The 26414-nt window shown below is 67.4% G+C and carries 21 protein-coding genes and 5 tRNA genes; 11 read left to right on the top strand and 15 right to left on the bottom strand.

From position 1 onward, the window contains the following. Positions 1-6: 6 nt before the first annotated feature. Positions 7-954, bottom strand: coding sequence for a LysR family transcriptional regulator (locus ACNQVK_RS22870; RefSeq protein ID WP_418031341.1), 948 nt, complete (start codon positions 952-954; stop codon positions 7-9). 269 nt (positions 955-1223) lie between these two features. Here ACNQVK_RS22870 and ACNQVK_RS22865 point away from each other — a divergent pair, with 269 nt between their 5' ends. After that, a complete protein-coding gene (locus ACNQVK_RS22865) occupies positions 1224-2282 on the top strand; it encodes a 3-deoxy-7-phosphoheptulonate synthase (RefSeq protein WP_418031340.1) in 1059 nt (352 codons plus the stop codon). Here ACNQVK_RS22865 and ACNQVK_RS22860 read toward each other — a convergent pair. The 4 genes from ACNQVK_RS22860 to ACNQVK_RS22845 form a co-directional block, all read right to left on the bottom strand. After that, complete coding sequence (locus ACNQVK_RS22860) at positions 2279-3091, bottom strand: hypothetical protein (protein WP_418031339.1); 813 nt, start codon at positions 3089-3091, stop codon at positions 2279-2281. The two genes, ACNQVK_RS22865 and ACNQVK_RS22860, sit on opposite strands and share 4 nt — an antisense overlap. 117 nt (positions 3092-3208) lie before the next feature. After that, positions 3209-4807 (bottom strand): PPE family protein, encoded by a 1599-nt coding sequence (locus tag ACNQVK_RS22855; protein ID WP_418031338.1) that lies wholly within the window; start codon positions 4805-4807, stop codon positions 3209-3211. Positions 4808-5045: 238 nt separating this feature from the next. Further along, positions 5046-5702: a heme oxygenase (biliverdin-producing) gene (locus ACNQVK_RS22850; RefSeq protein ID WP_418031337.1), complete on the bottom strand. Its 657-nt coding sequence runs from the start codon at positions 5700-5702 to the stop codon at positions 5046-5048. Between the two features lie 138 nt (positions 5703-5840). Beyond that, positions 5841-6407 carry a TetR/AcrR family transcriptional regulator gene (locus ACNQVK_RS22845; RefSeq protein WP_409552181.1) on the bottom strand — a complete coding sequence of 189 codons (567 nt, stop codon included), beginning with the start codon at positions 6405-6407 and terminating at the stop codon, positions 5841-5843. 117 nt (positions 6408-6524) lie between these two features. Here ACNQVK_RS22845 and ACNQVK_RS22840 point away from each other — a divergent pair, with 117 nt between their 5' ends. Beyond that, positions 6525-8192, top strand: a complete 1668-nt coding sequence (locus ACNQVK_RS22840) for an alpha/beta hydrolase (protein WP_418031336.1) — start codon at positions 6525-6527, stop codon at positions 8190-8192. Positions 8193-8209: 17 nt separating this feature from the next. Here the strand turns inward: ACNQVK_RS22840 and ACNQVK_RS22835 are convergent, their stop codons facing one another. Then, a complete protein-coding gene (locus ACNQVK_RS22835) occupies positions 8210-8818 on the bottom strand; it encodes a TetR/AcrR family transcriptional regulator (RefSeq protein WP_418031335.1) in 609 nt (202 codons plus the stop codon). A 65-nt stretch (positions 8819-8883) separates the two neighbouring features. Here ACNQVK_RS22835 and ACNQVK_RS22830 point away from each other — a divergent pair, with 65 nt between their 5' ends. From ACNQVK_RS22830 to ACNQVK_RS22820, 3 genes are all read left to right on the top strand, one after another. Next, entirely contained in the window at positions 8884-10302 is a 1419-nt protein-coding gene (locus tag ACNQVK_RS22830; protein WP_418031334.1) for an ABC1 kinase family protein, read from the top strand. Further along, entirely contained in the window at positions 10289-11470 is a 1182-nt protein-coding gene (locus tag ACNQVK_RS22825; RefSeq protein WP_418031333.1) for a cytochrome P450, read from the top strand. The genes ACNQVK_RS22830 and ACNQVK_RS22825 overlap by 14 nt, the downstream gene beginning before the upstream one ends. Positions 11471-11619: 149 nt before the next feature. Beyond that, complete coding sequence (locus ACNQVK_RS22820; RefSeq protein WP_418031332.1) at positions 11620-14037, top strand: M4 family metallopeptidase; 2418 nt, start codon at positions 11620-11622, stop codon at positions 14035-14037. Between the two features lie 5 nt (positions 14038-14042). Here the strand turns inward: ACNQVK_RS22820 and ACNQVK_RS22815 are convergent. Further along, positions 14043-14115 (bottom strand) — tRNA-Gly (locus ACNQVK_RS22815). A gap of 171 nt (positions 14116-14286) precedes the next feature. On the opposite strand from ACNQVK_RS22815, the gene ACNQVK_RS22810 reads away from it, so the two are divergent. Continuing rightward, positions 14287-16005 (top strand): serine/threonine-protein kinase, encoded by a 1719-nt coding sequence (locus ACNQVK_RS22810; protein ID WP_418031331.1) that lies wholly within the window; start codon positions 14287-14289, stop codon positions 16003-16005. A gap of 157 nt (positions 16006-16162) precedes the next feature. Here ACNQVK_RS22810 and ACNQVK_RS22805 read toward each other — a convergent pair. The 4 genes from ACNQVK_RS22805 to ACNQVK_RS22790 all read right to left on the bottom strand — a co-directional run bounded on the left by ACNQVK_RS22805 (position 16163) and on the right by ACNQVK_RS22790 (position 16952). Further along, a tRNA-Val gene (locus tag ACNQVK_RS22805) sits at positions 16163-16237 on the bottom strand. A 17-nt stretch (positions 16238-16254) separates the two neighbouring features. After that, positions 16255-16328 (bottom strand) — tRNA-Cys (locus ACNQVK_RS22800). Between the two features lie 31 nt (positions 16329-16359). Further along, positions 16360-16432: transfer RNA gene (locus ACNQVK_RS22795), tRNA-Gly, on the bottom strand. A 109-nt stretch (positions 16433-16541) separates the two neighbouring features. Beyond that, the gene (locus ACNQVK_RS22790; RefSeq protein ID WP_205263483.1) at positions 16542-16952 is read right to left on the bottom strand and encodes a hypothetical protein; all 411 of its coding nucleotides are present in this window, start codon (positions 16950-16952) and stop codon (positions 16542-16544) included. Positions 16953-17163: 211 nt separating this feature from the next. Here ACNQVK_RS22790 and ACNQVK_RS22785 point away from each other — a divergent pair. Together ACNQVK_RS22785 and ACNQVK_RS22780 are read left to right on the top strand one after the other, a co-directional pair. Then, positions 17164-17238: transfer RNA gene (locus ACNQVK_RS22785), tRNA-Val, on the top strand. A gap of 105 nt (positions 17239-17343) precedes the next feature. Next, positions 17344-19731: a Tex family protein gene (locus ACNQVK_RS22780; RefSeq protein WP_418031330.1), complete on the top strand. Its 2388-nt coding sequence runs from the start codon at positions 17344-17346 to the stop codon at positions 19729-19731. Positions 19732-19734: 3 nt separating this feature from the next. On the opposite strand, the gene ACNQVK_RS22775 is transcribed toward ACNQVK_RS22780, so the two are convergent. After that, complete coding sequence (locus ACNQVK_RS22775) at positions 19735-20451, bottom strand: TVP38/TMEM64 family protein (RefSeq protein WP_418031329.1); 717 nt, start codon at positions 20449-20451, stop codon at positions 19735-19737. A gap of 90 nt (positions 20452-20541) precedes the next feature. Here ACNQVK_RS22775 and ACNQVK_RS22770 point away from each other — a divergent pair, with 90 nt between their 5' ends. Continuing rightward, positions 20542-20946, top strand: a complete 405-nt coding sequence (locus ACNQVK_RS22770) for a DUF302 domain-containing protein (protein ID WP_418031328.1) — start codon at positions 20542-20544, stop codon at positions 20944-20946. Positions 20947-20954: 8 nt separating this feature from the next. Here ACNQVK_RS22770 and ACNQVK_RS22765 read toward each other — a convergent pair whose 3' ends face one another. Further along, the gene (locus ACNQVK_RS22765) at positions 20955-21311 is read right to left on the bottom strand and encodes a MerR family transcriptional regulator (protein ID WP_418031327.1); all 357 of its coding nucleotides are present in this window, start codon (positions 21309-21311) and stop codon (positions 20955-20957) included. A gap of 59 nt (positions 21312-21370) precedes the next feature. Between ACNQVK_RS22765 and ACNQVK_RS22760 the strand changes: the two genes are divergently transcribed. Together ACNQVK_RS22760 and ACNQVK_RS22755 are read left to right on the top strand one after the other, a co-directional pair. Further along, positions 21371-22240, top strand: a complete 870-nt coding sequence (locus tag ACNQVK_RS22760; RefSeq protein WP_418031326.1) for a polysaccharide deacetylase family protein — start codon at positions 21371-21373, stop codon at positions 22238-22240. Between the two features lie 82 nt (positions 22241-22322). Further along, on the top strand, positions 22323-23627 hold the full coding sequence (locus tag ACNQVK_RS22755; RefSeq protein WP_418031325.1) for a cytochrome P450: 1305 nt from the start codon (positions 22323-22325) through the stop codon (positions 23625-23627). Here the strand turns inward: ACNQVK_RS22755 and ACNQVK_RS22750 are convergent. Continuing rightward, a complete protein-coding gene (locus tag ACNQVK_RS22750; RefSeq protein ID WP_418031324.1) occupies positions 23617-25026 on the bottom strand; it encodes an LLM class flavin-dependent oxidoreductase in 1410 nt (469 codons plus the stop codon). The genes ACNQVK_RS22755 and ACNQVK_RS22750 overlap by 11 nt on opposite strands. A gap of 87 nt (positions 25027-25113) precedes the next feature. After that, positions 25114-26409, bottom strand: coding sequence for an NtaA/DmoA family FMN-dependent monooxygenase (locus ACNQVK_RS22745; RefSeq protein ID WP_418031323.1), 1296 nt, complete (start codon positions 26407-26409; stop codon positions 25114-25116). Between the last annotated feature and the right edge of the window lie 5 nt (positions 26410-26414).

The following is a 26414-nucleotide window of genomic DNA, read 5'->3' as shown; positions in this document are numbered from 1 at the left end:
GTTGCGTCACTCGCGGCGGTGTTGATGTGAAGCGATGTGACTGAGCAGATCGCGCACCGCCCCGGCCGGCGGGGTGCGGCCTCCCGACCAGATGGCGCGCAACTCGCGACGTAGATCCAGGCCGGCGATGGACACCTCGCGCAGTCGGCCGAGCGTGAGATCGTCATCGACGGCCAACCGGCTCATCACCGCCGGACCGGCACCGGCCAGCACCGCGGCGCGCATCGCCGCCGCCGAGGACAATTCGATCGCGGGATCGGCCTGCCGGCTCGACGGGCCCAACGCCGAGCGCAGCGCGGAACTGAGCGCTTCCCTCGTGCCCGAACCGGTTTCCCGGGACACCAGCGCCGTGTCGTTGAGTTCGGTCGGCCTGACCGGGGCTGATCGGCGGGCCCACTTGTGATCCGGCGGTACCACGGCGACCAGCTCGTCATGGGCGATCACCCGGCTGCGCAAACCGGCCGGTGTGCCCGGGGATTCGATGAAGCCGAGGTCGGCCGAACCGTCGTGCACCGCGGCGATCACCTGGTCGCTGTTGGCCGCGGTGAGGATGACCTGCGGTGCCGCCGCGTTGCGGCGCGCGGCATCGGCCTGTAGCGACACCAACCAGCGCGGCATGAGTTGCTCGGCGATGGTCAGGCTGGCCGCGACGGTGATCCGGCTGTGGCTTTCGCTGCGCATCGCGGCCAACCCGGCGTCCACGCGCCCGGCGACGTCGAGCAACTGGTCGGCCCACTCGGCGACCACCGCGCCGGCCGCGGTCAGCCGCGATCCACGGGGGCTGCGCTGCACCAACCTCACCCCGGTCTGGCCCTCGATGGAGGCCAGGCGGGCGGATACCGCCTGCTGGGTGAGACCCAGTTCACGCCCGGCGGCTCCGAGGCTGCCGGTGCGCGCGATCGCCAGCAGCACTTCGAACGCTGCCAGCTCGGGCATCCGGGCGCTGAGCGGCATGCTCAGGATCGTAGGTCGTAGTCACAAATCACGGTTGTGAACGCACCGGTTGTGGCCCTGCTCGGGCGGTGGTGTAGCCTGGCCGACGTGACTATCGGTGTGTGTGCCAGCTATTGGCGCTTTATCGAGGCTCCGGGCGGAGCCGATAAAGCGCAGCACTAAGCACGCATCCACCCGGAGCCCAGGCAGTGACCATCGGTCGCTGCCTTTCGTCGTTACAGGGCGCCGGATCCTTTGCCAGGTGCCCACCACCAGGAAGGCACCTGAAAATGAACTTGGCGCAGATCGCCAACGCCCCCACCACATCGGACCGACGGGTCCGTAGTTTCAGCGCGATTCCCAGCCCGCACGATGTGCTGACCGAGTTCCCGCTGGGGGAGCGCCGCGCCGAGCGGGTGGCCCGCGACCGCGACGAAATCGCCGACATCCTCGCCGGTCGCGACGACCGGCTGCTCGTGGTCGTCGGTCCGTGTTCGGTGCACGATCCCGCGGCCGCGCTGGAATACGCCAGCCGGTTGGTCAAGGTGGCCGACGAGCTCAAGGACCAGCTCAAGATCGTGATGCGGGTGTACTTCGAGAAGCCGCGCACCACCACCGGTTGGAAAGGTTTGATCAACGACCCGGGCATGGACGGCACCTACGATGTCGCGCGCGGCCTCCGGGTGGCCCGTCAGCTGCTGCTCGACATCATCGACATCGGCCTGCCCGTCGGGTGTGAGTTCCTGGAACCGACCAGCCCGCAGTACATCGCCGATGCCGTGGCGTGGGGCGCGATCGGCGCCAGGACCACCGAGTCGCAGGTGCACCGCCAGCTGGCGTCGGGACTGTCGATGCCGGTCGGGTTCAAGAACGGCACCGACGGCAACATCCAGGTGGCGGTCGACGGCGTGAAAGCCGCTGCCGCCGAGCATGTCTTCTTCGGTATGGACGATATGGGCCGCGGCGCGGTGGTGAGCACCGCAGGCAATGAGGACTGCCATGTGATCCTGCGCGGCGGGACCGACGGACCGAACTACGGCGCCGACGCGGTGGCCGACGCCGCAGCCAAGCTGACCGGGGCCGGGCTGCCCGCTCGTGTCGTGATCGATTGCAGCCACGCCAATTCCGGCAAGGACCATGTCCGCCAGGCATCGGTGGCCGCGGAGGTGGCCCAGTTGGTTCGGAACGGGCTGCCGATCAGCGGTGTGATGCTGGAGAGCTTCCTGGTCGCCGGTGCGCAGGCGCCCGAGGCGCGTCCGCTCACCTACGGACAGTCGGTCACCGACAAGTGCATGGATTGGGACGCAACCGATCTGGTGCTGCGGGAGCTCGCAACCCGCAACGGCTAATTCCCGCTCGGCTTGCGGTACCGGCCGCCGGGATCACGGTCGAACTGGGGCGGATTGGCGGGGTCGAGTTCGATCAGGACGTCGTCGCCCGTGTCGTGAGGCGCGGTGAAGACGACGACGGGTGACCCCGCCAGCGGAACCCGGGCGTGATCGGCGACCATGTTCGCCGTCACCACCCGGTGTCCGGTCGGACCCTCGAATGCGACCGTGACGGTGAACTGCGGGTCGTTCGCGGTCCAGCGTTTCAGGAATTTCACGTCGCGCAGCTGCCCCACAGAACGAACGCCGTGGCCCCGCAACGCCGTCAGCCGTTGCCGGCGCTGCCGGATGTACCTCGCTCCCCGCCATGCCGTGACTGTGGCGAGTACCGCGCCGGCCGAGCACACCACGCTGCCCAGCGCGATGACTCCGCTGCTGAAATCTCTGAACCAGACGGCGGCGCCGAGCAACCCGACTGCGACACCGGAAAATGCGGGTATCACTGCGATCCAATTGCCTGTCCTGCGTTGCCCGAACGTGTCGCGGGCCTCGTCGGCAACGATGGTCGCGAGGATGGCGGGCAGGAACGAACCCACGATCGTTGCGACACCCAACCAGGGCGACGGGTCGTGGGTCTGCATGCTGCGAAACCAGAAACCCGCTCCGACCGCGACCACCGCCCACAGCACGAAGCTGAGCCCGGCGAAGTACCACAGCGTTTCCGACGGCCGGCAGATCGGCACGGTGATGCCGCCGTGCTTCTCCACGGTCGAGAACTGGGGGAGCGTACTTTCCCAGCTGCCGGGCTGCTGCGCGGTGTCGCCGGTCATGCGGTGCCCCCTTAGCTCGGAGTCACCAGTATTGCCACGAGTTGCCGGGCACCGGGCGTCACGGACCGCCGATAGCTCCGGTTCTCACCAATTGTTCACGGCCTCAACACAGATCGGTTAGGCGCCGGCCTCGTTTTCGGGCCGCTCGTCTGCCCCGGGCTGCCAGCTGCCCGGCATCATCGGGGTGGTCGTGCCGCTGCCGAACGTGTCATCGTCCAGCATGGTCAGCCCGGCCGGACCGGCAGTGGTGGATTTCACCGAGGTGCCGGTGAATCCGAGATCTCCGGCACCGCTGCCGGATGCACTGGTGCTCGCGGGTTGCTCGGGCGTGGGCGCGGCGGCGGCGTCGCCGTCGGCCGTCAGGAACTCGTAGCGGTAACCGCGGTCCTTGGCCGTCCCGCCGCGACGCTTACGGGCCTGGGCCCGTCGCTTGTTGATTGCTGCCGCCGTCGCTGCGGCCGCGGCAGATGCGCCGACGGAGTCCGAAGCCTTGGCTGTGGCGCTGTATTTCGATGTCGAGCCGAAACCGAATCCTGAACCTCCGCCCGGTACCGCATAGAGGGCGTTCTCGGCCCCCGCCGGCATCGGAGCGGGAGTCGACGGTGCGGGGGCGGCGGGCGCGGAGGTGGGTGCCGTCGTGGGTGCGGCGCCCGCGGTCACCGATGCCGGCGCCGGGGAGCCGGGCAGCGCGGCGACCGCGGGCTGCTCGGCGCGCGGGGCGATCTCCTCGGCCGGCGCCTCGATCGGAATGTCGTAGGCATTCGCCATCCCGACGATCCCGAGCAGTCCGAGCATGGCCGGGGAGGCCGCAGCGACCGCCGCGGCGTACAACGGGGTGCCCAGCACCGCGAAGGTCGCCGCGTAGGCACCGAGGAAGAACACATTGATATAGGTGCTGAACAGCAACGACGGGTCGGCGATGATCTCACCGAGGATCTGCGGAATCTTCCAGGGCTCGAGAATGAATTCCCGGAGCTGGTCGTACATCCCGTAGAAGTGGTCGGACTGCCCTTTGATCCAATTCCCGATCGGATCGTTGGCCTCGATCCACGCGACGAACTCCTCGTACGAGCTGATCAAGTCGCTCAAGCTCAGGGACGAGCCCGATTCGCCGGCCCTGGCCACGGCCGCCGATTGCGCCATGGTGGCCGACGCGGCGCCCGCTTCCCCGACACCCGGGGCCAGCAGTATCGGCGCTGCGGTGGACGGCGGTGCGGCCGTCATCGCCACCTCGGAAGCCGCCTGATAGACGGTCATCGTGGTCGCCGCCTGAATCCACATGCGGACGTAGTCGGCCTCGTTGACCGCGATGGGGATGGTGTTGATCCCGAAGAAGTTGGTGGCCACCAACACGCCGAGGGTTGCCCGGTTGGCCGCCAGCTCGGCCAGCGACGGCATGGCCGCCAGGGCGGCGGTGTAGGACGCCGCCGCGGTCTCGATCTGGGTGGCCACCCCGGCGGTGCTCGCGCTCGTCTCGCTCAGCCACGCCAGGTAGGGAACATGTGCCGCCGTGTATCGCTCGGCGCTCGGACCCTCCCAGGCTCCGGCCTGCACGGTGCCCATCAGGGCGGTCAATTCGCTTGCCGCCGAGGAGTATTCGGTGCTCAGGGCGCTCCAGGCTCCGGCGGCTGCCAACAGCGGTCCGGCGCCGGGGCCGCTGCTGAGCAGGGCCGAGTGCACTTCGGGCGGGACGGCCATCCAGACCGGCGCGGTCATCGCAGACCGCCGGGCAGGGTGGGGGACGGGGTGGCGTCGCTATTTGCTGTTTTGGGGATGGGGGTGCAGATGCTCATCGGCGTTGTCCGGGGTGCAGTGCGTGCAGGCGGCCCGGCGTCTCCTTTCGATCGTTTGCTCCCCCATCAGACAAGTATGGTTAGCATAAGCTAACTTCAGTCGATTTGGGGTATGAACTTCCTATGTTTTGCCGGAATCGTCAATTTGGGTTGGGGCTGAACTAGCGGCGGTAGGCAGGCAGGTTCTCGGCCAGTTCGTCGAAGACGCGCTGGTTCAGGCTGAACGCCAGCTTCACCTCGTCGACCACGCGATCGATCTCATCCCCGTCGAGGCCCAGTCCGTCGAGGCGGTCGCGGTAGGCGTCCTTGTACGGCTTGGGCCGCATCGGGAAGTCGTAGAACGCCAGCCCTTCGCCGTCGAGGTCGAACGAGCGCCCCAGGATGCGACCGATGGCCTGGCCGCCGGAAAGATCGCCGAGGTAGCGGGTGTAGTGATGCGCCACCAGCGCCCCGCCCCAGGGGACATCGGCGAACCGGGCGCAGTAGGCGCGTACCGCGGGTGAGTCGACGACGCGATCCGCGCCGGGCGCCCAGTGGGCAAGGTCGGCATCGATGGCTTCCAGCCGCTCGAGTGCGGGGTCGTACACGGCGCCGACGAGGGGGTTGTCGCGGTGCTCCCGGACGGCGGTCTCCAGCGCGTCGTAGATCGCCCGCAACCGCAGCAGATAGTCCACGTAGCCCTGCTCGTTGACCCGGCCGCTCAGGAGTTCGGTGACAAACGGCGACTGCTCGGCGGCGTCGTGCTGGTCGGTCGAGTCCTGACGCATCGCCGCGGACAGCGAACGGACGGACTCGGTTACGACGGCGCTTGGCGGCATTCTCGGCTCCACTTGGTAGGGCTCAACTTTGACAGCTTGTCAGCATGATGCTGACAACCTGTCGGAAACCTAGCACGGCGCCGACCGGTTGGGGGAGCTACGGGTGTTCGGGAGGCCGCGTCGCGGCTAGAGCTGGAGCTAGAGCGTGGCGCCGAGTGCGCGCAGGACGAATCGTTCGATCGCCTCCACCGGAAGGTGGCGAGGCGCGAGGCACGCGTGGATCAACGACATCGTGGCGGGCTCGTCGTCCACGACGAACTGCCCGGTGGCCACACCCTGGGCCAGGATCTCGCGAAGCACGTCTTCGACGGCCACCACGTGGTCGCGGATGGCCAGCATGGTTTCGGTCGACAGTGCGCCGTAGAGCTGCATGCCCATGCCCATGTGGAATTCCTGCCCGGCCTCCAGCTGATGCCGGATATAGACACCCAGGCGTCTGACCGGATCGTCGACCTCGGACAGGGCGGCCCGCAACCCGTCGAGGTAGCGGGTCGTCTCGTGTGAGGCGAAGGCGATCACCACGGATTCCTTGTCCGGGAAGTGGTGATAGATCGCGGTCCGGCCGATCCCGGCCTCGGCCGCGAGCTTGGCCATCGTGATCGCGTCGAAGCTGTGCTCGGCCATGAGTGCGGCGAAAGCCTCGAAGATGCGCTGTTGGACCAGCTCGCGGTGTTCTTCGACCGATGAGGCGCTGATCCTGGGCACGCTCGACTCTAACGCCCGCCGCGAAATCCGAAGCTGTTAGTACAGCCTTAGCGATCGGCCGGTGATCGCGCGGTCCACTACAGTCTCGATACCCAACTGAATGAACGGTGGTACTTCGTGCTGCGTGCCTGGCGGGGCTCACCCATCCCTTCGCGTTTCGCCACTGTGGCGCGGACCCTGCATCCGGTCGGTTTGTCGGTGGCGCTGCTGTTCTTCGCCTGGTCGATGAGCCCGTCACTGCTGCCGCGCGCCTGGTACCTGCAAGGGGTCGCGACGGGTATCAGCATCGGGATCGGATATGGGCTGGGGTGCGCCGTCGCGTGGGTGGTGTGCCGCTGCGGGATCCGCCCGCAGTGGTCGTCGCGGACCCGCAGGATCGGGTGGTGGACCCTGTCCGGTGCCGCTGTCGTGGTCGTCCCGATGTTTCTGGTGCTGGGGTCATGGTGGCAGCAGATCCTGCGCGACCTGATCGGGATGCCGCGGACCGAGCGGTCCTTCTACATCCTGGTGTTGTTGATCGCGGTGGCCATCGCCGTGGCTTTGGTCGCCATCGGGCGTGGATTGCGTTGGGCCACCAATCGTTTGACTGATCTCGGCGGGCGGGTCGTGCCCGGCCCGGTGGCCCGGCTGGCCGCGGTGGTCATCGTCGTGGCCCTGGTGGTGATGGGGCTGGACGGCGCGCTGCATCGTGGACTGCTGAGCATGGCCGAACGTTCGGCGAAGGTGGCCGACAAGAGCACCGCCGAGGGCGTGACGCAACCGGGAGCACCGGAGCGTTCCGGTTCGCCGGCCTCCGCGCAGGCGTGGGACACCCTCGGGCGGGAGGGCCGCACGTTTGTGGCCGGCGGTCCGAGCGCCCAACAGATCTCGAAGGTGATGGGAGTCCCGGCACTCACCCCGATCCGGGTGTATGCCGGCCGCACCTCGGCCGACAGTGTCGAAGGCATCGCCGAGCAGGTGGTCGCCGAACTGCGCCGCACCCACGCCTTCGAGCGCAAGGTGCTGGCCGTCGTGACCACCACTGGCCGCGGTTGGGTGAACCCGAATGTCGCGTCCGCCCTCGAATACGTCAACGACGGGGACACCGCGATCGCGTCGATGCAGTATTCGTTCCTGCCCAGCGCGCTGTCCTTCATCGCCGACCGCGAGACCCCGCCGTTGGCCGGACAGGCGTTGTTCGAAGCGGTACACCGGGTTTGGGCCGCCCTGCCCGAAACCAAGCGGCCGAAACTCGTGGTGTTCGGGGAGAGCCTGGGTTCCTTCGGTGGGCAGTCCGCGTTCGCCTCCGGTGCGGACATCGTCGCCCGCACCGACGGTGCGCTGCTGGTCGGTACACCCAACTTCGCGCAGCCATGGGGGAGGATCACCGCCAACCGGGACCCTGGCTCGCTGGAACGCCTGCCGGTGGTCGGCGAGGGGCGCCACATCCGCTTCGCCTCCCGGACCTCCGATGTGAATCTGACCGGCCCGTGGGAGTTTCCGCGCGTGGTGTTCTGGCAGCACGCCAGCGACCCGATCACGTGGTGGTCGTTCGACCTGCTGTTGCACCGCCCGGACTGGTTGCGGGAACCGCTGGGTCCCGACGTGGACCCGGGGATGCGATGGCTGCCGTTCGTGACGTTCTGGCAGGTGACGCTGGACATGATCTTCTCCGCGGACGTGCCCTACGGGTACGGCCACGCCTTCGGCCCGGATGCCGCTGACCTGTGGGTCGACATCCTGGCTCCGCACGGTTGGGATCCCGCACTGGCCCAACGGATCCAGGATGCGATTGCCGCGGGCTGAGCTGCTCGGCGGTGCCGTCAGCGGGTAGAGGTGATCCGCGCGGCCAGAGTCGTGGTCCACTCGGTCAGGTAGTGGTCATCGGGCGGCGCGGTGGATCCGGTTTGGGTCTCGGCCCGGAAGAACATTTCGGTCGCGCGCCGACCCAGCAGCGCGTTGATGCCCAAGGTGGCGATGGCGCGGCTTTCGCCCGGATCGAGTGCGGGCACCCAGCCTTGGATCCAGTCGTCCAGTTCGGTGTAGAGCCCGTCGATGAGGGCGGCGTAGGCGTCGTTGAGTCGTGACGAGTGGTCCGACGGTGTGCGGGCGGCGATTTGCAGGAGCTGGCTCTCCTCGTCGATGACGTTGAGCAGATAGCGGCTGAGCAGGGTCAGCTCGGTGCGGAGGTCACCGAGGCCGGCGAAGAGCGACCTTATGTCGCGCATGGCGCGGCGGCGGTCCAGCTGGCGGTCGATGCCCGCTTCCAGGAGGGATTCCTTGGATTTGAAGTGGTGGTAGAGCGCACCCGAGCCGGCCGCGAGGCCCGCGGCCGCCTCGATCTGCGCGACGCTGGTCGCTCGGTAGCCCTGCTCGCTGAACAGTCGCATCGCCTCGGTGACCAGGCGGTCGCGTGTCGTCGTCTCCGTCATTGACCGTCCCAAAGTGTTCACTTAGTATTGCCAAGTGAACACTTTATCAGGGTGAGGAGGGGGCGATGGCCGATTCGGATCGAGCTGTCCCGCGGGGTCGGGTTCGTCGCACGATGCCGCTGGCCGGGTTCACCGCGCGGGCCGCCGGGGGGCGGGTCGTGGCGGCATTGCGCAAGCAGGCCGGCGACGCCGCAGCAGTCGACCGTTTCCATGAGCGCACGGCTGAGCGCTACGCCGATCTGCTCGGGCACTCCAAGGGTGTCCTGATGAAAGCCGGGCAGATGGTGTCGATGGTCGACCCCAGTGCTGTCGGTTTCGGCGAATTGTCGCCCTATCAGCGGGCTCTGGTCCGGTTGCAGGGGGATGCCCCGCCGATGGGGCCGCGACTGGCGCACGAGGTGGTGCACGCCGAACTGGGACGTCCGGTAACAGAGGTGTTCACCGAGTTCTCAGATGAGCCGATGGCTGCCGCCTCGATCGGCCAGGTGCATCGGGCCACGATGCCCGACGGGCGCCGGGTCGCCGTCAAGGTTCAGTACCCCGGTGTGGCGCAGGCGATCCGTGACGATCTGGCGAATACCGAACTGCTTACCACCTTCGTTCGCTTCATGAACTCGACCGTGCCGGGCTCGATACCGGATCTGCGCCGGGCCAGCCAGGAACTCACCGAGCGGATCTCCGAGGAACTCGACTACCGGCACGAGGCCGCCAACATCGCGGCGTTCAGCGAGCTCTACGGGGATCACCCATTCATCCGCGTCCCCGAGGTGGTCGCCGAAGCCTCGGCCGACCGGGTGCTGACCATGACTTATGTCGAGGGTATGGACTGGGCCGAGGCGCTGGATGCCGACCAGGATCTGAAAAACACCTGGGCCGAGGTGATCTCACGGATGCTGACCGGCTCCTACCGGCACGCGAACCTGTTTCACGCCGATCCGCATCCCGGCAACTACCGATTCGGGCCGGACGGCACCGTGGGATTCGTCGACTTCGGGTGCGTCAAGGTGCTGTCCGAACCGCGCCGTTGGGAGATCGTGCGAATGGCCCGGGCGGTCCTCGAAGGGCGCAAGGATGAGCTCCGTGAAGTGATGGCCGAATCCGGCTTTCTCACAAAGGATTCCACGCTGACCGCCGACGAGGCCTACGGTTGGTGGTCGACACTGATGTACGAGTTGCTGGGGCCCCAGCCCGCGAACTACACGCAGGAAGCCTCCGAGCGCACGGTCCGGTCCCTGATCGATGTGCGCTCCAACAACCACCCGATTCGCCGCATGTCGGTTCCACCTGACTTCGTCTTCTTCTCCCGGCTCAACCTGTCGATGAACGCGATCTTCACCGCGTTGGGGGCGACGTTCCAGGCCCGTGCGTCCTTGGAGGATATGGACGGTCGGGCCGAACCGGTCTCGGACCTGGGCAAGCAGCACATCGCCTGGGTGCGCGAACGGGGGTTGCCGTTCGGGATGGATCGACATGACCCGCAGTGAGGTTTCGGCACCGCGCCTGCCGTGGGGTGCGGCCGATCCGTATCCGTTCTACGAAGACCGCCGACGCGGCGGTGACGTCGTGTGGGACGACATCGCCCAGGCGTGGCTGGTTCTCGGCTACGAGGCGGCCCGACAGGTGCTCGGCGGTGCCGAGTGGACGAGCGACCCGATGGCCAACCCAGCCGCGCGCGCCGGGATGGATCCGATCAACCTGCAATTCTCCGGGCAGTCCATGTTGGTTACCGATGGTCCGAACCACCGAAGGCTGCGCGGGTCGGTGCGGGATGTGTTCACCCGCTCTTTTATCGGTCGGCTGGCCGAAGGGGTGGAGGCGATTGCCGACGCCGTGATCGGCGGGCCACCTGCGAACACCGAGTTCGACTTCATGTCAGAGATCGCGCTGCCGCTCCCGATGGGAGTGATCGCGGAGTGGCTACATTTGGCACCTGGAACCGCGGACCTGCTGGCTACCTTGTCTCCGACGATCATTCGGATGCTGGGCACTCTGGCAGACAACGAGGAGACCCGCGCGGGCACTGCGGCGGCGGCCGAATTGATGGGGGAGTTCCTTCCGCTGGCGGCTGATCGCAGGCAGCATCCCGGAGACGATCTGCTCAGCTTCATCGCCGGCGACCCGGACCTTGAGCTCGAAGATGTGGTCATCACCGCGATCCTCATCGCGGTGGCCGGACACGAAACCACCGCCAATCTATTGGGCGCCGGCCTTGTTCGTCTTCTGGACGAGCGTGCCGACGGTACCCGCCTGGCCGACGAGATCGACCCCGCCGACCCTGCAGTGATGACCGAACTGCTGAGGCTGGACAGCCCGGTGCAGGCGGCGCTGCGGACCGCGACACGCGACGCCAGGGTGGGCGAGGTGGATATCGCCGAGGGCGCGACGGCGCTCGTGGTGGTGGCAGCAGCCAACCGTGACCCGTCGGTGTTCAAGAACCCCGGTACGTTTCAGCTCGGCCGCACCGGACCCGCACCCCTCACTTTTGGGTACGGCGCACATCACTGCCTGGGTGCCAGCCTGGCCAGACTCGAGATCGCCACCGCACTGCCCAAGATCCTTGCCCGCCGGCCGATGTTGGTCGGTGCACCTCTTTGGCGTGACACCCCGGCGATTCGCGGCGCGGTCAGCATCCCGGCCTTGTTTGCGGTCTAGGCGAGCGGGCGGCCACATCCATCACTCCAGCCCGTCGCCGCTCGTCAATCGTGAGGCGGATTGTTGACGCAGCTGATAATTTGCTGCTGGCACGCCGCGAGGCGCGGGACAACTGAGCCCTGGCCAACGGGTATGACCAGGGGGTCCAGATGGCTCGGCATCGTCGTCACCGCACCGATCCATGGGTGCACTGGCTGCGCGTCGGCGCGGTGGCCGCTGGCGTGAGCGCGGCACTGGGCACCGGCTCGGCGATCGCGTCGGCCGCTCCCTCGGAGACGACCGACGCCGGGGCGCACGCCGACAGCAGCCGCGCGGCATCCGACGGCTTGGCATCTCGCCCAGGTCCGCGACAGCGCCATCGTGACGTCCGAGCCGCACTCAGCGACATCGCCTCGCGGGTGAACAACCGGGAGATCCGCGTTCGCCGAACCCTCGACGAGGCCGTTGCCGCGCTAAGCACCCCGTTCGATCCTCCGAACGCGAGCGCGCGGGATGCCCGCACGCGTGCCAAGACGCGGGCGGTCCTCATCGCCGCGCCAAAGCGCCGGCTGACTCCGCCCGCCGGGACAGCGGCTACCGTCACCCGGTCTGCTCAGCAGGCCAGGACAGTCCTCGAATCGCCATCGACCGCCCAAGCACCCGCGCCGGTCGTTCACGCCCTGGTGGCGGCGCTGCCGCCGGTGCGCCCGGTGGCCGATCTCCCTGCCCCGCAGACGCTGACGCGCAGCGTCATCAGCCCTGTGTGGTCGCGACTGGGCTTCGCCGGGACCCGTACGCCGAGCCCCGCGGTTCCGGTCAGCGACCTCGTCGCGTCGATCTGGGTGGCCGTGCGGGAGGCCGGCGGCCAGCGAACCGCCCGGACCGACACGAATCAGGTGGTTTCCGCTGCGCCGCCCAGCGGTGCGACGCCCTCCCTCGACGACGTGACAGGGCGCCCGGGCGTCACCGCCAGTGTCGGCGACGACGGCGCCGTCCGCGTCATCAGCGGGACATTCACCGATACCAAGGTAAACGATGCCGACGGCGCTGCCCAGGTGCTCAACGATATGTCCGGATTGATCGGCGCCCCAGCGGGATTCGCTGATCCCGGCAACATCACTGTGCAGCAGGTCGATACCGCGAGCGGCTACTCCCGGACCATCTATCGGGTTCATCACAGCGTCGACGGCATCCAGGTGGCCGGCAGCGACGTCGTCCTGGTGACAGATTCCGATGGCAAAGTGACCGGGCTGTTCAACTACTACGACGCCCGCGCCGACGCCATGGTCACCACCCCGGACCGCCGCGTCGACACCGAGACCGAAGCCGCGGCAGCAGCACTCGCCGCATACGCCGGAACGCCGAATTCGCCGCTGTACCTGCTGGCCGCGGCTCCTCTGGTCGCCGCCGGGGTGGTGAACCCCGAGTTGGTCATCGACGCCACCGACGACACCGCTGGACCGCAACTGGTGTGGAAGGTCTCGATCGACCCGCCCGACACCGATCTCACCGGAGCTCCAACGGTGGATCCCGGTTCGACGTACTACATCTCGGCGGGCGGCGCCGAAGCCGGCACCGTCACCCGCACCACGTCGAACGCCCAGCCGCTGGCCATCGGTTCGCCGACCAGTACCACCGCCGACGATGTGCTCGGCAACATCCGCGACATCGGGATCACCCGGCTCTCACTGGTGATCTTCGATCTGGACAGCCTCAACGACGTCGAACGCGACATCTCGACCTACGAGACGGCGTACCTGCTGGTGTTCGTCGGCCCGCCACTGACTCCGGGCATCCCGGTGTTCCGCGGCCTCCTCGGGTGGGACACATCGGCGGTGTCGGCCCACGCCAACATGGCCACGGTCTACGACTACTACGCGACCCAGCTAGGCGTGACGTCCTTCGACGACGACGGCGCCGCGATCGTGGTGAGCACGGAATACAACCCGCACGAGACTCTGGCCGACTACACCGACGGATACGAGAACGCGTTCTGGGATTCGTCCGGTCAGCAGTTCGCGTTCGGCGACTCCGGCGACTTCGAGGCCGCGGTGGACGTTGTCGGCCACGAGTACACCCACGCGGTGATGGAGCATCAGGGCGGCACGCTCGATTACGGCGAATCCGGCGCCCTCAACGAGGCCTACGCCGACATCATGGGCGTGCTGATCGAGGGCAAGGCCCGCGACGACGAGGGGCGCTGGCTGATCGGCGAGGATTCCAGCGCCGGTGCGATCCGCAGCCTGGCTGACCCGGAGTCGACGCCCGGGTACCTCTCGGACTACGACGATCTCTACACGGGCGACGCCGACGAGGGCGGCGAACACTACAACAGCACGATCTTCAGCCACGCCGCGTACCGGATGATGACCGACGAACGGACCGCGGATGTCACCGATCAGCAGTGGGCCGAGCTCTACTACGTCTCGATGACGATGCTCGACGACGGCGCGAAATTCTCCGACGGGCGCGCCGCGATCGTGGCCACAGCCCATGACCAAGGCTTCAGTGAGGACGAGATCGCGGCGATCGAGGATGCCTTCGACTACGTGCACATCGATGCGGGAGGCACGGTCGTGTCGGTGTGACCTTGAGCGGATGACGGGATTCGAACCCGCGACCCTCACCTTGGCAAGGTGATGCGCTACCAACTGCGCTACATCCGCGCGCCACGAGCGAGATCGTCGCCCGTCGCGAAGGCGAACACTAGCCGACCGATGCGTGCAGACACAAATCGCTCGTTCTGACTTGCATTGTGGGGCAACGTAAACAATCTGCGCCGGCGAACTGGCGGATACCGGCTATCGGCGTCACCGGGTAGTTCGTAGGATTCGTGGATGCCGCTCAACGTCGGTGAGACGTTCAACGTGTTCCGGATCGCCCGACTGCTGGGCTCAGGCGGGACGGGCGAGATCTACCTCGCTCAGCATCCCCGGCGTCCCGGCCGTGACGCGCTGACGGTGCTGCGCGAGGACTGGTCCGCCGAACCCGGGTACCGGGAGCGGTTCGCCCGGGAGGCGGATGTGGCCGCGAGGTTGTGGCATCCCAGCATCGCCAGGGTCCGTGACCGCGGGGAAAGCGACGGTCAGCTCTGGATATCGACGGACTTCGTCGACGGCACGGATCTAGCGGGTCTCCTCGATCAGCGATACCCCAACGGCCTGCCGCGCGAACAGGTTTTCACAATCATCGTCGCGGTTGCCGGTGCGCTCGACTACGCACACAAACATGGCGTGCTGCATCGCGACGTCAGACCGGCCAACATCATCGTCGCCGACGGCGATGGTGATGCGGTGCCGCGCGCAGTTCTCACCGACCTCGGTATCGCTCGCAATGACGAGGCCGTGGACAGGCCCGGCTATGCGGCGCCGGAACAACTGGTGGGGGAGGACGTCGACGGCCGCGCGGACCAGTACGCCCTGGCCTGCACCGCGTACCACCTGCTGACCGGGGTGCAGCTGTTCGAGCACTCCAATCCCGCTGTCGTGGTGAGCCGCCACGTCAATTCGAAGCCGCCGCTGTTGGCTGACACACGGCCCGAGTTGGCCGGCCTCGACCCGGTGCTGGCCAAGGCCCTCGCCAAGAACCCGGCTGACCGGTTCGTCAGCTGCGGCGCCTTCGCGCACGCCCTGGCCGATGAAACCCCGATGCCCGCATTGACTTTGGCGCCGCCGCCGGCCGCACCGGAATCCGCTCAACCGACCGCCGGGTACCGGTTACCCGTAGCGGCGATCGCCGCGGTTGGCCTGGTCGCCAGTGTCGGTCTGTGGCAGCTGTGGCCATCCGCTGACGCCGCGGCGAGCGAGCAGCCGAGCCAACCGCCGAGCGCCGTCACTGCGAGCGTCACGAACGCGGCGGTCACTCCAGCGCCCAGCGGGCCGGTCTTTGACGGTCTCTACCGCCTCGACTACGACAACCCCCACGCAACCCTCAACGGCAACCCCTGGCCGGCGGCGGGCAACCAAATCGCCAGCTATTGGTGGGCATTCCGATCGAACTGCAAACCCACGGGATGTGCGGCGACGTCGACGCGCATGGACGCCACCAACCATGCCGTGCCCTCCCTGGAGGGCGGCGGCATGACAGCCGTGTTCCGGTTCATCAACAATTCTTGGCAGGGCGAGCCGGGGAGAGGTTCACTGCCCTGCGAGGCGCCGATCGTCGGGCAGGCGCAGGCGATGGACACGGCGTTGGCGTTGACGCCGCAGCCGGACGGCGGACTGGCCGGCGCTCAGACCACCACCATCCAATCCAACGAGTGCGGGCTGCAAGGTGCGGTGATCACCGTGCCCGTTCTCGCCACCCGGCTCGAAGACGTGCCGCCGGGGAGCCCGGTCGTCGACCCTGCCACGGTCGCGGACCCGCTGCCGCCCGCTCCTGTGCTGCCCCCGCCGCCGCTCGGGCCTCCCGCACCTCCGCCGCCGCCGCCGGCTCCGCTGGTGCCCCCGCCGCCGTCGATCGGCACGGTCGTGCCAAACCCCGTCCCGCCAGCCGCTCCACTGGCACCGCCACCGCCACCGCCACCGGCGCCCGTGCCGCCTCCTGGTATCAATTGACGATTCGAGCGGCGTCACCGAAAAGTGCCACCCGGCAGCCACTTACGTATGCCGAGCCCGCTGCGGCGGGTTCGGCGTAGCCGAGTAAGGCGTCGCGTCAGTCCTCGAACAACAGAAAAGGCCCGGTTCGAAAACCGGGCCTGAGCTGTTCTTTACGTGGTGCGCGATACTGGGATTGAACCAGTGACCTCTTCCGTGTCAGGGAAGCGCTCTCCCGCTGAGCTAATCGCGCGGGTCGAAACTCTTTCTTGGAGGTGGAGACGGGAATCGAACCCGTGTGCACGGCTTTGCAGGCCGTTGCCTCACCACTCGGCCACTCCACCACTGGGGTTGATGCCACAAATCGCACCTTCGAGCGGATGACGGGATTCGAACCCGCGACCCTCACCTTGGCAAGGTGATGCGCTACCAACTGCGCTACATCCGCGCGCCACGAGCGAGATCGTCGCCCGTCGCGATGCAGAACATTAGTCCACCGACGTGCGCGGACACAAATCCCCATTACGCGGGGGCAAAGTGCAGCTGAAAACCGTGTTTCAGAACAGGTGATAGGCCTCACGGGAGAGGACGAATCCGTGCCGGGTCTTCGTGTCGCGGCATGTGATCCCCGTCGCAGCGCTTTCGCAGCGCAGCGCCCCGGCGGTGATCGAGTCGCGGTCTCCCAGTTGGGTGCTCGCGCGAGGGGTGTCGCCGCCGGCGCAGATGAACTCGGCGGGCCGGCCCTGGCGCAGGGTGATCCCGTGGCCGTAATCGAACGCGCAACTGGCCGGTCGCAGCGGCGGGGCCCAGCTACGTTCGGAGATGTCGCAGCGCGCTGTCGTGGTGTCGAGGTAACACCGCACGTTTCCCGAGGGGGAGGTGAACGCCGTCGGCTCCTTGACCTGCCGGTTCACCACATCGGAGATGCTGCGGATGCTGGGCGTTACGGCAGGGGCTCGATCTGTCATCGGGGCCGGGGTGCTGTGGCAGCCGGAAAATAGCGCGCTAGCAGCAAAAACCGCGCCGCCGACCCCTGGCCAGCGGACCCGCAGGTGAACCATGACGGGTGACCATACGCCCACGTCGGCGTGCATATTTGGCAAATCAAACAAGTCGATCCGGCGGATACCGATTCGGGTCTGGCCGGGTATGCGTGCTAGTGTTCGACGTCGTTCCCACGGTCTCGTAGCTCAGTGGGAGAGCGTCCGCCTCACACGCGGAAGGTCGCTGGTTCGAACCCAGCCGGGACCACCATCACCACCAACGGCTTCGGAGATATCCGGGGCCGTTTTTTCGTGGCGGGACACACACTTCACCGTGACCGGGTGTTGCCAGTCCGATTCGGTAGGGTCCTCCGACGTGACTCAGAGCGTGACCGTCGGAACCATCAAATCCGTAACCGCCCGTCTGGCCGAGGAACTCGGCGTGGCCGAGAGGCAGGTAACCGCAACCGTCCAGCTGCTGGACGAGGGCTCGACGGTCCCGTTCATCGCCCGGTACCGCAAGGAGGTCACCGGCAGCCTCGACGACGGCCAGCTGCGCACGCTGGAGGAGCGCCTGGGCTACCTGCGTGAGCTCGACCAGCGTCGTGAGGCCGTGCTGGCCTCCATCGAGGAGCAGGGCAAGCTCACCGACGAGCTGCGGGCAGCCCTGATGGCCGCCGAGACCAAGGCCCGGGTCGAGGACATCTACCTGCCCTACAAGCCCAAGCGGCGCACCAAGGCCCAGATCGCCAAGGAGGCCGGTCTGGAACCGCTCGCGGTCCGGCTGCTGGCCGATCCGACGCTGGTGCCCGACGAGGTCGCCGGTGAATTCCTCAACGACGATGTCGCCGATGCCGCCGCCGCGCTCGAAGGTGCTCGCCACATCATCATCGAGCGGGCCTCCGAGGACGCCGAGCTGGTCGGCGCGACCCGAGAGAAGTTCTGGTCCGACGGTTCGCTGCGCACCGGCCCGTGGTCGGAGGAAGCCGCGAAAAGCCCTGCCGCTCAGAAGTTCCGCGATTACTTCGAGTTCAGCGAGCCGTTGGAGAACATGCCATCGCACCGGGTGCTCGCGGTGCTGCGCGGCGAGAAGGAACAGGCGCTGTCACTGAACTTCGACGGCGGCGAGGATGAGCTGTACCAGGCGATGATCGCCCAGTCACTCGGCATCGACATGTCCGTCAAGGCGCCGGCCACCCCCTGGTTGGCCACCACCGTGCGGCTGGCCTGGCGCGCCAAGCTGATGATCTCGGCCGCCGTCGACGCGCGAATCCGGCTGCGTCAGCGTGCCGAGGACGAGGCGGTCGCGGTGTTCGCCCGCAATCTCAAGGACCTGCTCCTGGCCGCCCCGGCCGGCACCCGCGCCACCCTCGGCCTGGACCCGGGCTTCCGCACCGGGGTCAAGGTCGCCGTCGTCGACGCCACCGGCAAGGTCGTCGATACCTGCGCGATCTTCCCGCACCAGCCGCAGAAGCAGTGGGACCAGTCGAAAGCCGTCCTGGCGGCCCTGATCGCCCGGCACAACGTCGAGCTGATCGCCGTGGGCAACGGCACCGCCTCGCGTGAGACCGATGCCCTGGCCAGCGAGCTGATCGCCGACATCCGGTCGGCCGGGGCCAAGGCGCCGGTGACGGCCATGGTCAGCGAGGCCGGTGCCTCGGTGTACTCGGCCTCCGAGTACGCGGCCCGGGAGATGCCGAACCTCGACGTGACGCTGCGCGGCGCGGTCTCGATCGCGCGCCGGCTGCAGGATCCGCTGGCCGAGCTGGTCAAGATCGATCCCAAGTCGATCGGCGTCGGGCAGTACCAGCACGACGTGACGCCGGGCTCGCTGGCGCGCAGCCTCGACGCGGTGGTCGAAGACGCGGTGAACGCGGTCGGTGTGGACCTCAACACCGCCTCGGTGCCACTGCTGGCCCGGGTGTCCGGGGTTACCGAATCACTGGCCGAAGCCATCGTGGCGCACCGCGAGAGCGCGGGCGCGTTCCGGAGCCGAAAGGCGCTGCTGGACGTTCCGCGCCTGGGTCCCAAGGCCTTCGAACAGTGCGCGGGCTTCCTGCGGATCCGGGACGGGGAGGACCCGCTGGACGCTTCCGGGGTGCACCCCGAGTCCTACCCGGTGGTGCGGCGCATCCTGGACCGCTCCGGCGTGACGCTGGCCGAGCTGATCGGTGACGAGCGCACCCTGCGGGGGCTCAAGCCCGCCGACTTCGCCGACGAACGGTTCGGCGTCCCGACGGTGACCGACATCCTGGGCGAACTGGAGAAGCCGGGCCGCGACCCGCGCCCGGCGTTCTCCACCGCCACCTTCGCCGCCGGCGTCGAGAAGGTCGCCGACCTGAAGGTGGGCATGGTGTTGGAGGGCGTGGTGACCAATGTGGCCGCCTTCGGTGCCTTCGTCGACGTGGGCGTGCACCAGGACGGTCTCGTGCACGTCTCGGCGATGGCTGACCGGTTCATCTCCGACCCGCACGAGGTGGTGAAGTCCGGCCAGGTCGTCAAAGTCAAGGTCGTCGACGTCGATGTGGAACGGCAGCGGATCGGACTGACCCTGCGGCTCAACGACACCCCCCAGCGTGAGCAGGGCAAGCGGCCGGACCGGGGCGGTCAGGGTGGCCAGAACCGTCGTGACGGCGGCGGCAACCAGGGTCGTGGCGGGGACCGGCGAAACCAGAACCGCGGCAACAACTCCGGTCGCCGGGAGTCCAACCAGCCCATGGGCTCGATGGCCGAGGCGCTGCGCAACGCGGGTTTCGGAAAGTAGCGGTCAGGAGGACTGCTCCGGGGCCTGACCGGCCTCGGAGTGGTGGCGGCGCCAGGACCGGTAGCCGCGGTGGGCGGCGAACGCGCCGATGACGGCGGTGACGCACCACACCCCGATCGCCGTGTAGGCCAGCGGGGCCGACAGATCGCCGATCGACGCACCCAGCGCGGTGTAGACGAACGCGCGCGGCACGGAGCCGATGAACGCACCGGCCGCCATCTGCCACAACGGCACCCCGAACGCTCCGAAGGCATAGGACGCCAGGGCGTCGGACAGGCCGGGCACGAAACGCTGCCCGACCACCGCCCACAGGCCGCCCCGCTGGATCTGGTGGTCCAGCCGGTCGGCCCGCTGTGCCCCGAGCAGGGCCCGGGCACTGTCGCGGCCCGCGCGCCGGCCGATCAGGCTGGCCACCACCGCGGTGCCCACCGTCGCGCCCAAAGTCACGAAGGTGCCCAACACCGGCCCGAACAACACCCCGCTGCCCGCGGCCAGGATCGGACCCGGCACGAACAGCGCGCCGAGGCAGGCCGACACCACGACATACGCCAGCGGTGCGGCGGGACCCGTCGAGGTGACCAGGCTGCGGATCTCGTCGACATTGATGACCCGCGCGACGGCCACCAGATAGAACAGGCCGAACAGAAACGCCGCGAAGGCGACGAGCCGCAGGATGTGCGGTCGCCGGTTGGTGGCGGGCGGATCGTCGTCGTCAGTCATGGCGCCCACGATTGTTCCCTACCGTGCGACGCCTCGGCGCGTAGCGTGAGGTCAATCGTGGTTGCGACGACGGGACGAAAGGAATGAGAGATGGACATCGCGTTGGTGGCCACCACAAGGGGTCCGTTCGACGAGGCGGTCGCTCGCACGCGAGATGCGCTGGCCGATCAGGGGTTCGGTGTGTTGACCGAGATCGACATCCGGGCGACGCTCAACGCCAAACTCGGCGGTGGTGCCGGTGACGAGGTCGGCGACTACCTGATCCTGGGTGCGTGCAACCCTCAGTTCGCCCAGCAGGCGCTCAACGCGTTCCCGCCGATCGGCGTGCTGCTGCCGTGCAACGTGGTGTTGCGCACCGGTCGCGGCGATGGCGCGGTGGTCGTCGTCGAGGCGATGAACCCCAACCTGATGGCCGAGGTGACCGACGAACCCGCGCTGGTCGATATCGCAGCCGAGGTCGGCCGGCGCCTGCAGGCAGCGCTCGACAGTCTGTAGTAGCTGCGTCAGCTCGACGCCGCGTCGATCACGCCGTCGAGGATCTCGCGTGAGGTCGACAGGTCGCGGATGGCCTGTTCGAGCCGGTCGCGTTCGGCCGAAAGCTCGGTGAGCAGGCGGGGCGTGGCCTGAGGTGCGGGTCCGCCGTCGGCGTCGCGCATACAGGGAAGCAGCGTCGAGATGGTGCGGCTGTGCAAGCCGGCCGCGTAGAGCTCCTGGATGCGGATCACCCGGTCGACGGCCTTCTCCGCATATTCGCGTTGCCCACCGGGTGTGCGGTCGGACACCAGCAGGCCCTGCTGTTCGTAGTAGCGCAGCGACCGCTGGCTGACCCCGGTGCGGCGTGCGAGTTCGCCTATACGCATATGCCAGTTATACCCACGCGGCTTGACCCTGACATTGATGTCACCTCCTACCGTTCGTCATGACCACGTTGCAGCCACCGTTCACTTACAGCCCGATCACCGAACGCGCGCCGATCCATTGGCCCGGCGGCGCGCGAGTCGCGGTGTACATCGGGCTCAACGTCGAGCACTTCCTCCCCGATCGACCCTCGACGAGCATCTGGCCGGGTACCGCGGAGCTGACTCCCGATGCGCTCAACTACGGCTGGCGGGATTACGGCGCCCGAGTGGGGATCTGGCGCACGATCGAGGCTCTCGACCGGCACGGCATCCGTCCCAGTGTGCTGCTCAATTCGGCTGTCATCAGGCACCATCCGCAGATCGTGGCCGCCGGTGTGGAACGGAACTGGACGTGGCTGGCGCACGGGCAGACCAACTCGATCCTGCACACCGGGTTCGAGGTCGACGAGGAGCGCCGGATTCTCGCCGAGATCGCCGACGACATCGCCGGCGCGACGGGCCGGCGCCCACGCGGGTGGATGGGCCCCGGCCTGACCGAAACGGCGCACACTCCGGAACTGTTGGCCGAGATCGGTTTTCACTATGTCCTCGACTGGACCAACGATGACCAGCCCTACCCGCTGACCGTTCCCGGCATGCTCAGTGTGCCGTACTCGGTGGAACTCAACGACCTCCTGATCTTCGGAAAGGGCTTCACCGGAAGCGAGTTCGTGCAGATGGTGATCGACCAGTACGAGCAGCTGCGTGCGGATTCGGCCGAGAGCGGCCGGGTGATGGCGTTGGCGTTGCACCCGTTCGTGATCGGGCAACCGTTCCGGCACAAGTACCTCGAGCAGGTTCTGGAGTATCTTGCCGCGCAACCTGATGCGTGGTTGACGACCAGCGACGAGATCGCGGCGGCCCGGCGAACTGATTGCGAACGCCAATAGCTGCAGCACTATTGGGCTCACAATGCTGGACCGTTGCTGTGATGGGTGTCACACTGCGGGTAGGACGTCGGGGAGGACCACGATGACAGCAATCACCGGCATCGCCCACCGCAGCAATGGCGCAGCGCCACCGTCGGTGCCACTTGCCGACATCGACCTGGGAACGCTCGACTTCTGGGGGCGTGACGACGACGCGCGTGACGGGGCTTTCGCCACACTTCGTCACGATGCGCCCGTCTCATTTTTCGGAGTGGCGGACTTCGCCGGATTCCCCGCCGGCGCCGGGCACTGGGCACTGACCCGCTACGAGGACGTGCACTTCGCCAGCCGGCACCCCGAGCTGTTCAGCTCAAGTCCGACCAGCACATCGCTCAACGAGGTCCCCGCCGATATCGCCGAGTTCTTCGGGTCGATGATCACGCTGGACGACCCTCGCCACACCCGGCTGCGGTGCATCGTCAACCGGGCGTTCACGCCCAAGGTGATCGCGCGGATCGAGCAGAGCGTGCGGGACCGTGCGCATCGCCTGGTGGCGGAGATGGTCGACGCACATCCGGATGGCACCGCGGACTTCGTCGACGAGGTGGCTTCGCCACTGCCACTACAGATCATCTGCGACATGATGGGCGTTCCCGAAGAAGACCGGGCCAAGCTCTTCCACTGGACCTCGGTGCTGATGGGGGCCGGCGACGACGAGGTGTCCACTGCCGAGTACGGCGAGTATCTGCAGGTGGCCACCGAACTCGCCGGTTATGGCGTCGCCCTGGCCGAACAGCGCCGCGAGCATCCCGCCAACGACCTGACAACCAGCCTGATCGAGGCCGAAGTCGACGGAGAACGACTGTCGTCCAATGAGATCGCGTCGTTCTTCATCCTGCTGACGGCAGCGGGCAACGACACGACCCGCAATGCGATCAGCCACGGGATGGTGGCGCTGAGCCGCTATCCCGACGAACGTGCCACGTGGTGGGACGACTTCGACCGGGTGACGCCGACTGCCGTCGAGGAGATCGTGCGGTGGGCGTCACCGATCATCTTCATGCGGCGCACGCTCACCGAGGACGTGGAGCGCAGCGGCGTTCAGATGAAAGCGGGCGACAAGGTCTCGATGTGGTACAACTCGGCCAATCGGGACGAGCAGACCTTCGCCGACCCATGGCGGTTCGACGTGTTGCGAGACCCCAATCCGCATGTCGGATACGGGGGCGGCGGAGTGCACTTCTGCCTGGGAGCCAACCTCGCTCGCCGGGAGATCCGGGTGGCCTTCGACGAACTGCGTCGCCAGGTTCCCGACATCGTGGCGATCGGTGAACCGGCAATCCTGCGTTCGGCGTTCGTGCACGGTGTCAAACATCTGCCGGTTGCGTGGACCGCGGCTACGCGCTGACCGCGTTTGACGAGCGTCCCGCCTGCGCCGAGCCGAACTTGCCCCGCCAATGCCGGGCCGGATGCCGCTCGGGCAGGGCCGGGCCCTCGCCGAAGAGCTTGTCCCGCAAGGTTCCTGGTGTGTATTCGGTCTGGGCCAGGCCGCGGGCCTGCAGTTCGGGCACCACGTGGTCGATGAAATCCTCGAAGGTGCCCGGTGTGGTGATGTAGCGGATGTTCACCCCGTCGACCCCGGCGTCCTGCCACTCTTCGAGCGCATCGGCGATCTGCTCGGGAGTGCCGACGATCCGGGTGGACTCCTGCTGCTGTCGGACCAGGTCGGCGATGGTCGGATTGGTGCCCGGGGGCGCCGCGGCGATGAGCGCCTCGATGGTGCTGCGGGTGCCCTGAATGGTCGGGGCCAGATCACCGATGGGGGTGTGGTGGTCAAGCCCGCCCAGATCCACGCCGATGCCGCCACTGCGGTGCGCGATCAGACCGTCGACGCTCAGGTATTCGTCGAGTTCGGTCGCCCGCGTCCGCGCCTCGGCCTCGGTGGATCCGACCACGAACGACAGGCCCTGGAAGAACTTGATGTCCTCGCGCCGGCGCCCGGCCGCCACGGCACGGTCACGGGTGTCGTCGATGACAACGGCGGCGCCCTTGGGCGAGGCCGCGTTGATGAACACGCCCTCGGCGTGGCGCGCGGCGAATGTCCGTCCGGCGGTGGAGGTGCCGGCCTGGAAGATCACCGGTGTGCGTTGCGGCGACGGGAAACTCAGATGGGGTCCCTCCACCCGGTAGCGCTTGCCTGCGTGATGAATCTTGTGCACCTTGTCCGGGTCGGCGTGGATGCCGCTCCGCCGGTCCCGCACCAGCGCTCCGTCCTCCCACGATCCTTCCCACAGCTTGTAGACGACCTCGGTGTACTCCTCGGCCCACTGGTAGCGCTCGTCGTGTTCCTCGCGTTCGGTCAGCCCGAAATTGCGCGCCGAGTTCTGCAGCGCGCTGGTGACGACGTTCCAGCCGATGCGTCCCTTCGATGCGTGATCGAGGGTGGAGATCTTGCGGGCGAACGAGAACGGATGGTCCTGCAGCACCGAACTCGTGATCACCAGGCCGAGGTGTTCGGTGGACAGGGCGAGGGCCGAGACGATCGCGGACGGATCGTGATTGGGGATCTGCAGGCCTTCGCGCAGATAGGTATCCCACCCGCCGCGGTAGTCGTCGTAGAGGCCGACGACGTCGGCGAAGAACACCGAGTCGAACTTGCCCCGTTCGAGCAACTTGACCAGATCGACCCAGACATCGAGCTGATCGAATTCGAGGCTGCGGGTCTGTGGGTTTCGCCACGACCCGTAGGAGACGTGAGTGGCGGTGTTCATGGTGAACGCGTTGAGGATCAGCCGCGGGCGGGTCATGGTGCCGACCCTAGAAACAGCCGTTGACGGGAACAACCGTTTACCTCACTCAGCGTGAAACCACACGGTGATGTGGTGTCTTTGAGCTCAGCCGGCGAGGTGATCGCGCAACGTCGACCCGGTGTACTCGCGGCGAAAAATGCCGCGCCGCTGCAGGATCGGCACTACATGGTCCACGAACGCTGTCAGCCCGTCCGGTAGCCGATCGATGTTCAGGTTGAATCCGTCGGCGGCGCGTTCACGGAACCACAACTCCAGATTGTCTGCGATGGATTCGGGTGAGCCCACCAGATAGCGATGCCCGCCCGGATTGCGGGTCAACAGGTCGCGTACCGTCAGGTTCTCATTTTGCGATTGTGCGACAAGAGCTCTGGCGAACGCGGGGCTCACCGATCTGGCGGCGCGCGGGGCGTCGAGGACAGCGGCGGGAACCGGTTTGTCGAGGATCAGCATCTCGGGGTCTGCGCCGATACGTTGAGCCAGCAGCTCACGTTCGGAGACCACATCGACGTGGGCGTCGATCTCGGCCTTACGGGCCAGTGCTTCGGTCTCCGTGCCGGCCGTCACCACGTACAAGCCGGGCAGAATCTTCAGGTCGTCGGGGGAGCGGCCCTTCTTGCGCGCGCGCCGTTTGGCGTCTCGGGCGAACTGACTTGCTGACCGGATGTCTTGCTGGACTGTGAAGATCGCATCCGCCCATTGACCGGCCATGGCGCGCAACTGTTCGGAGTCGCCGGCCTGCACGATGACCGGACGCCCCTGGGGCGTCGGCGGAAGCACGAACGGGCCGGTCACCGAGAAGAACTCTCCGGTGTGGTCGATCGGATGGACCTTGTCGGCATCCAGGTAGATGCCTGCCAGCGGGTCTCGACGCATGGCGCCGGGTTCGAAGCTCTCCCACAAGGCGTGCACCACCTGTACCGCTTCGTGCGCCTTGCGGTAGCGGTCGTCGTGGCCGATCGCGGCCACCTGCGAATAGTTCGCCTGCGCTGCGGGATTCAGGCTGGTGACGATGTTCCAGCCTGCACGTCCGCCACTGATGTGGTCCAGGCTCGACACTTGTCGCGCGATGGTGAACGGTTCGGTGAACAGCGCGTTCACCGTGGCGATCAACCCGATTCGCTCGGTTGCCTGTGACAGCGCGGTGAACAAGACGATCGGGTCGAATGCGCGCCACGGCCGGCGGTACGCCTCGCCCTCCAACGCCAGACTGTCGGCGAGGAACAGCGAGTCGAACAGACCACGTTCGGCGATGCCGGCGATCTCGCGATAGTGCGAGATGTCGACGGGGTCGACGACATCGGCCTGTGAACGCCAGGCGTGATCGTGGCGACCGGTGGCCAGCAGGTTCAGGTTGAGGTGGAGATGACCGGGTTCGGTCATCGGGC

Origin of the sequence: Mycobacterium sp. 134 (genome assembly GCF_048282715.1) — a bacterium.
Classification (GTDB): domain Bacteria; phylum Actinomycetota; class Actinomycetes; order Mycobacteriales; family Mycobacteriaceae; genus Mycobacterium; species Mycobacterium septicum.
The sequence above is the reverse complement of the archived record's forward strand: the minus strand, read 5'-3'. Positions and strand labels throughout refer to the sequence as shown.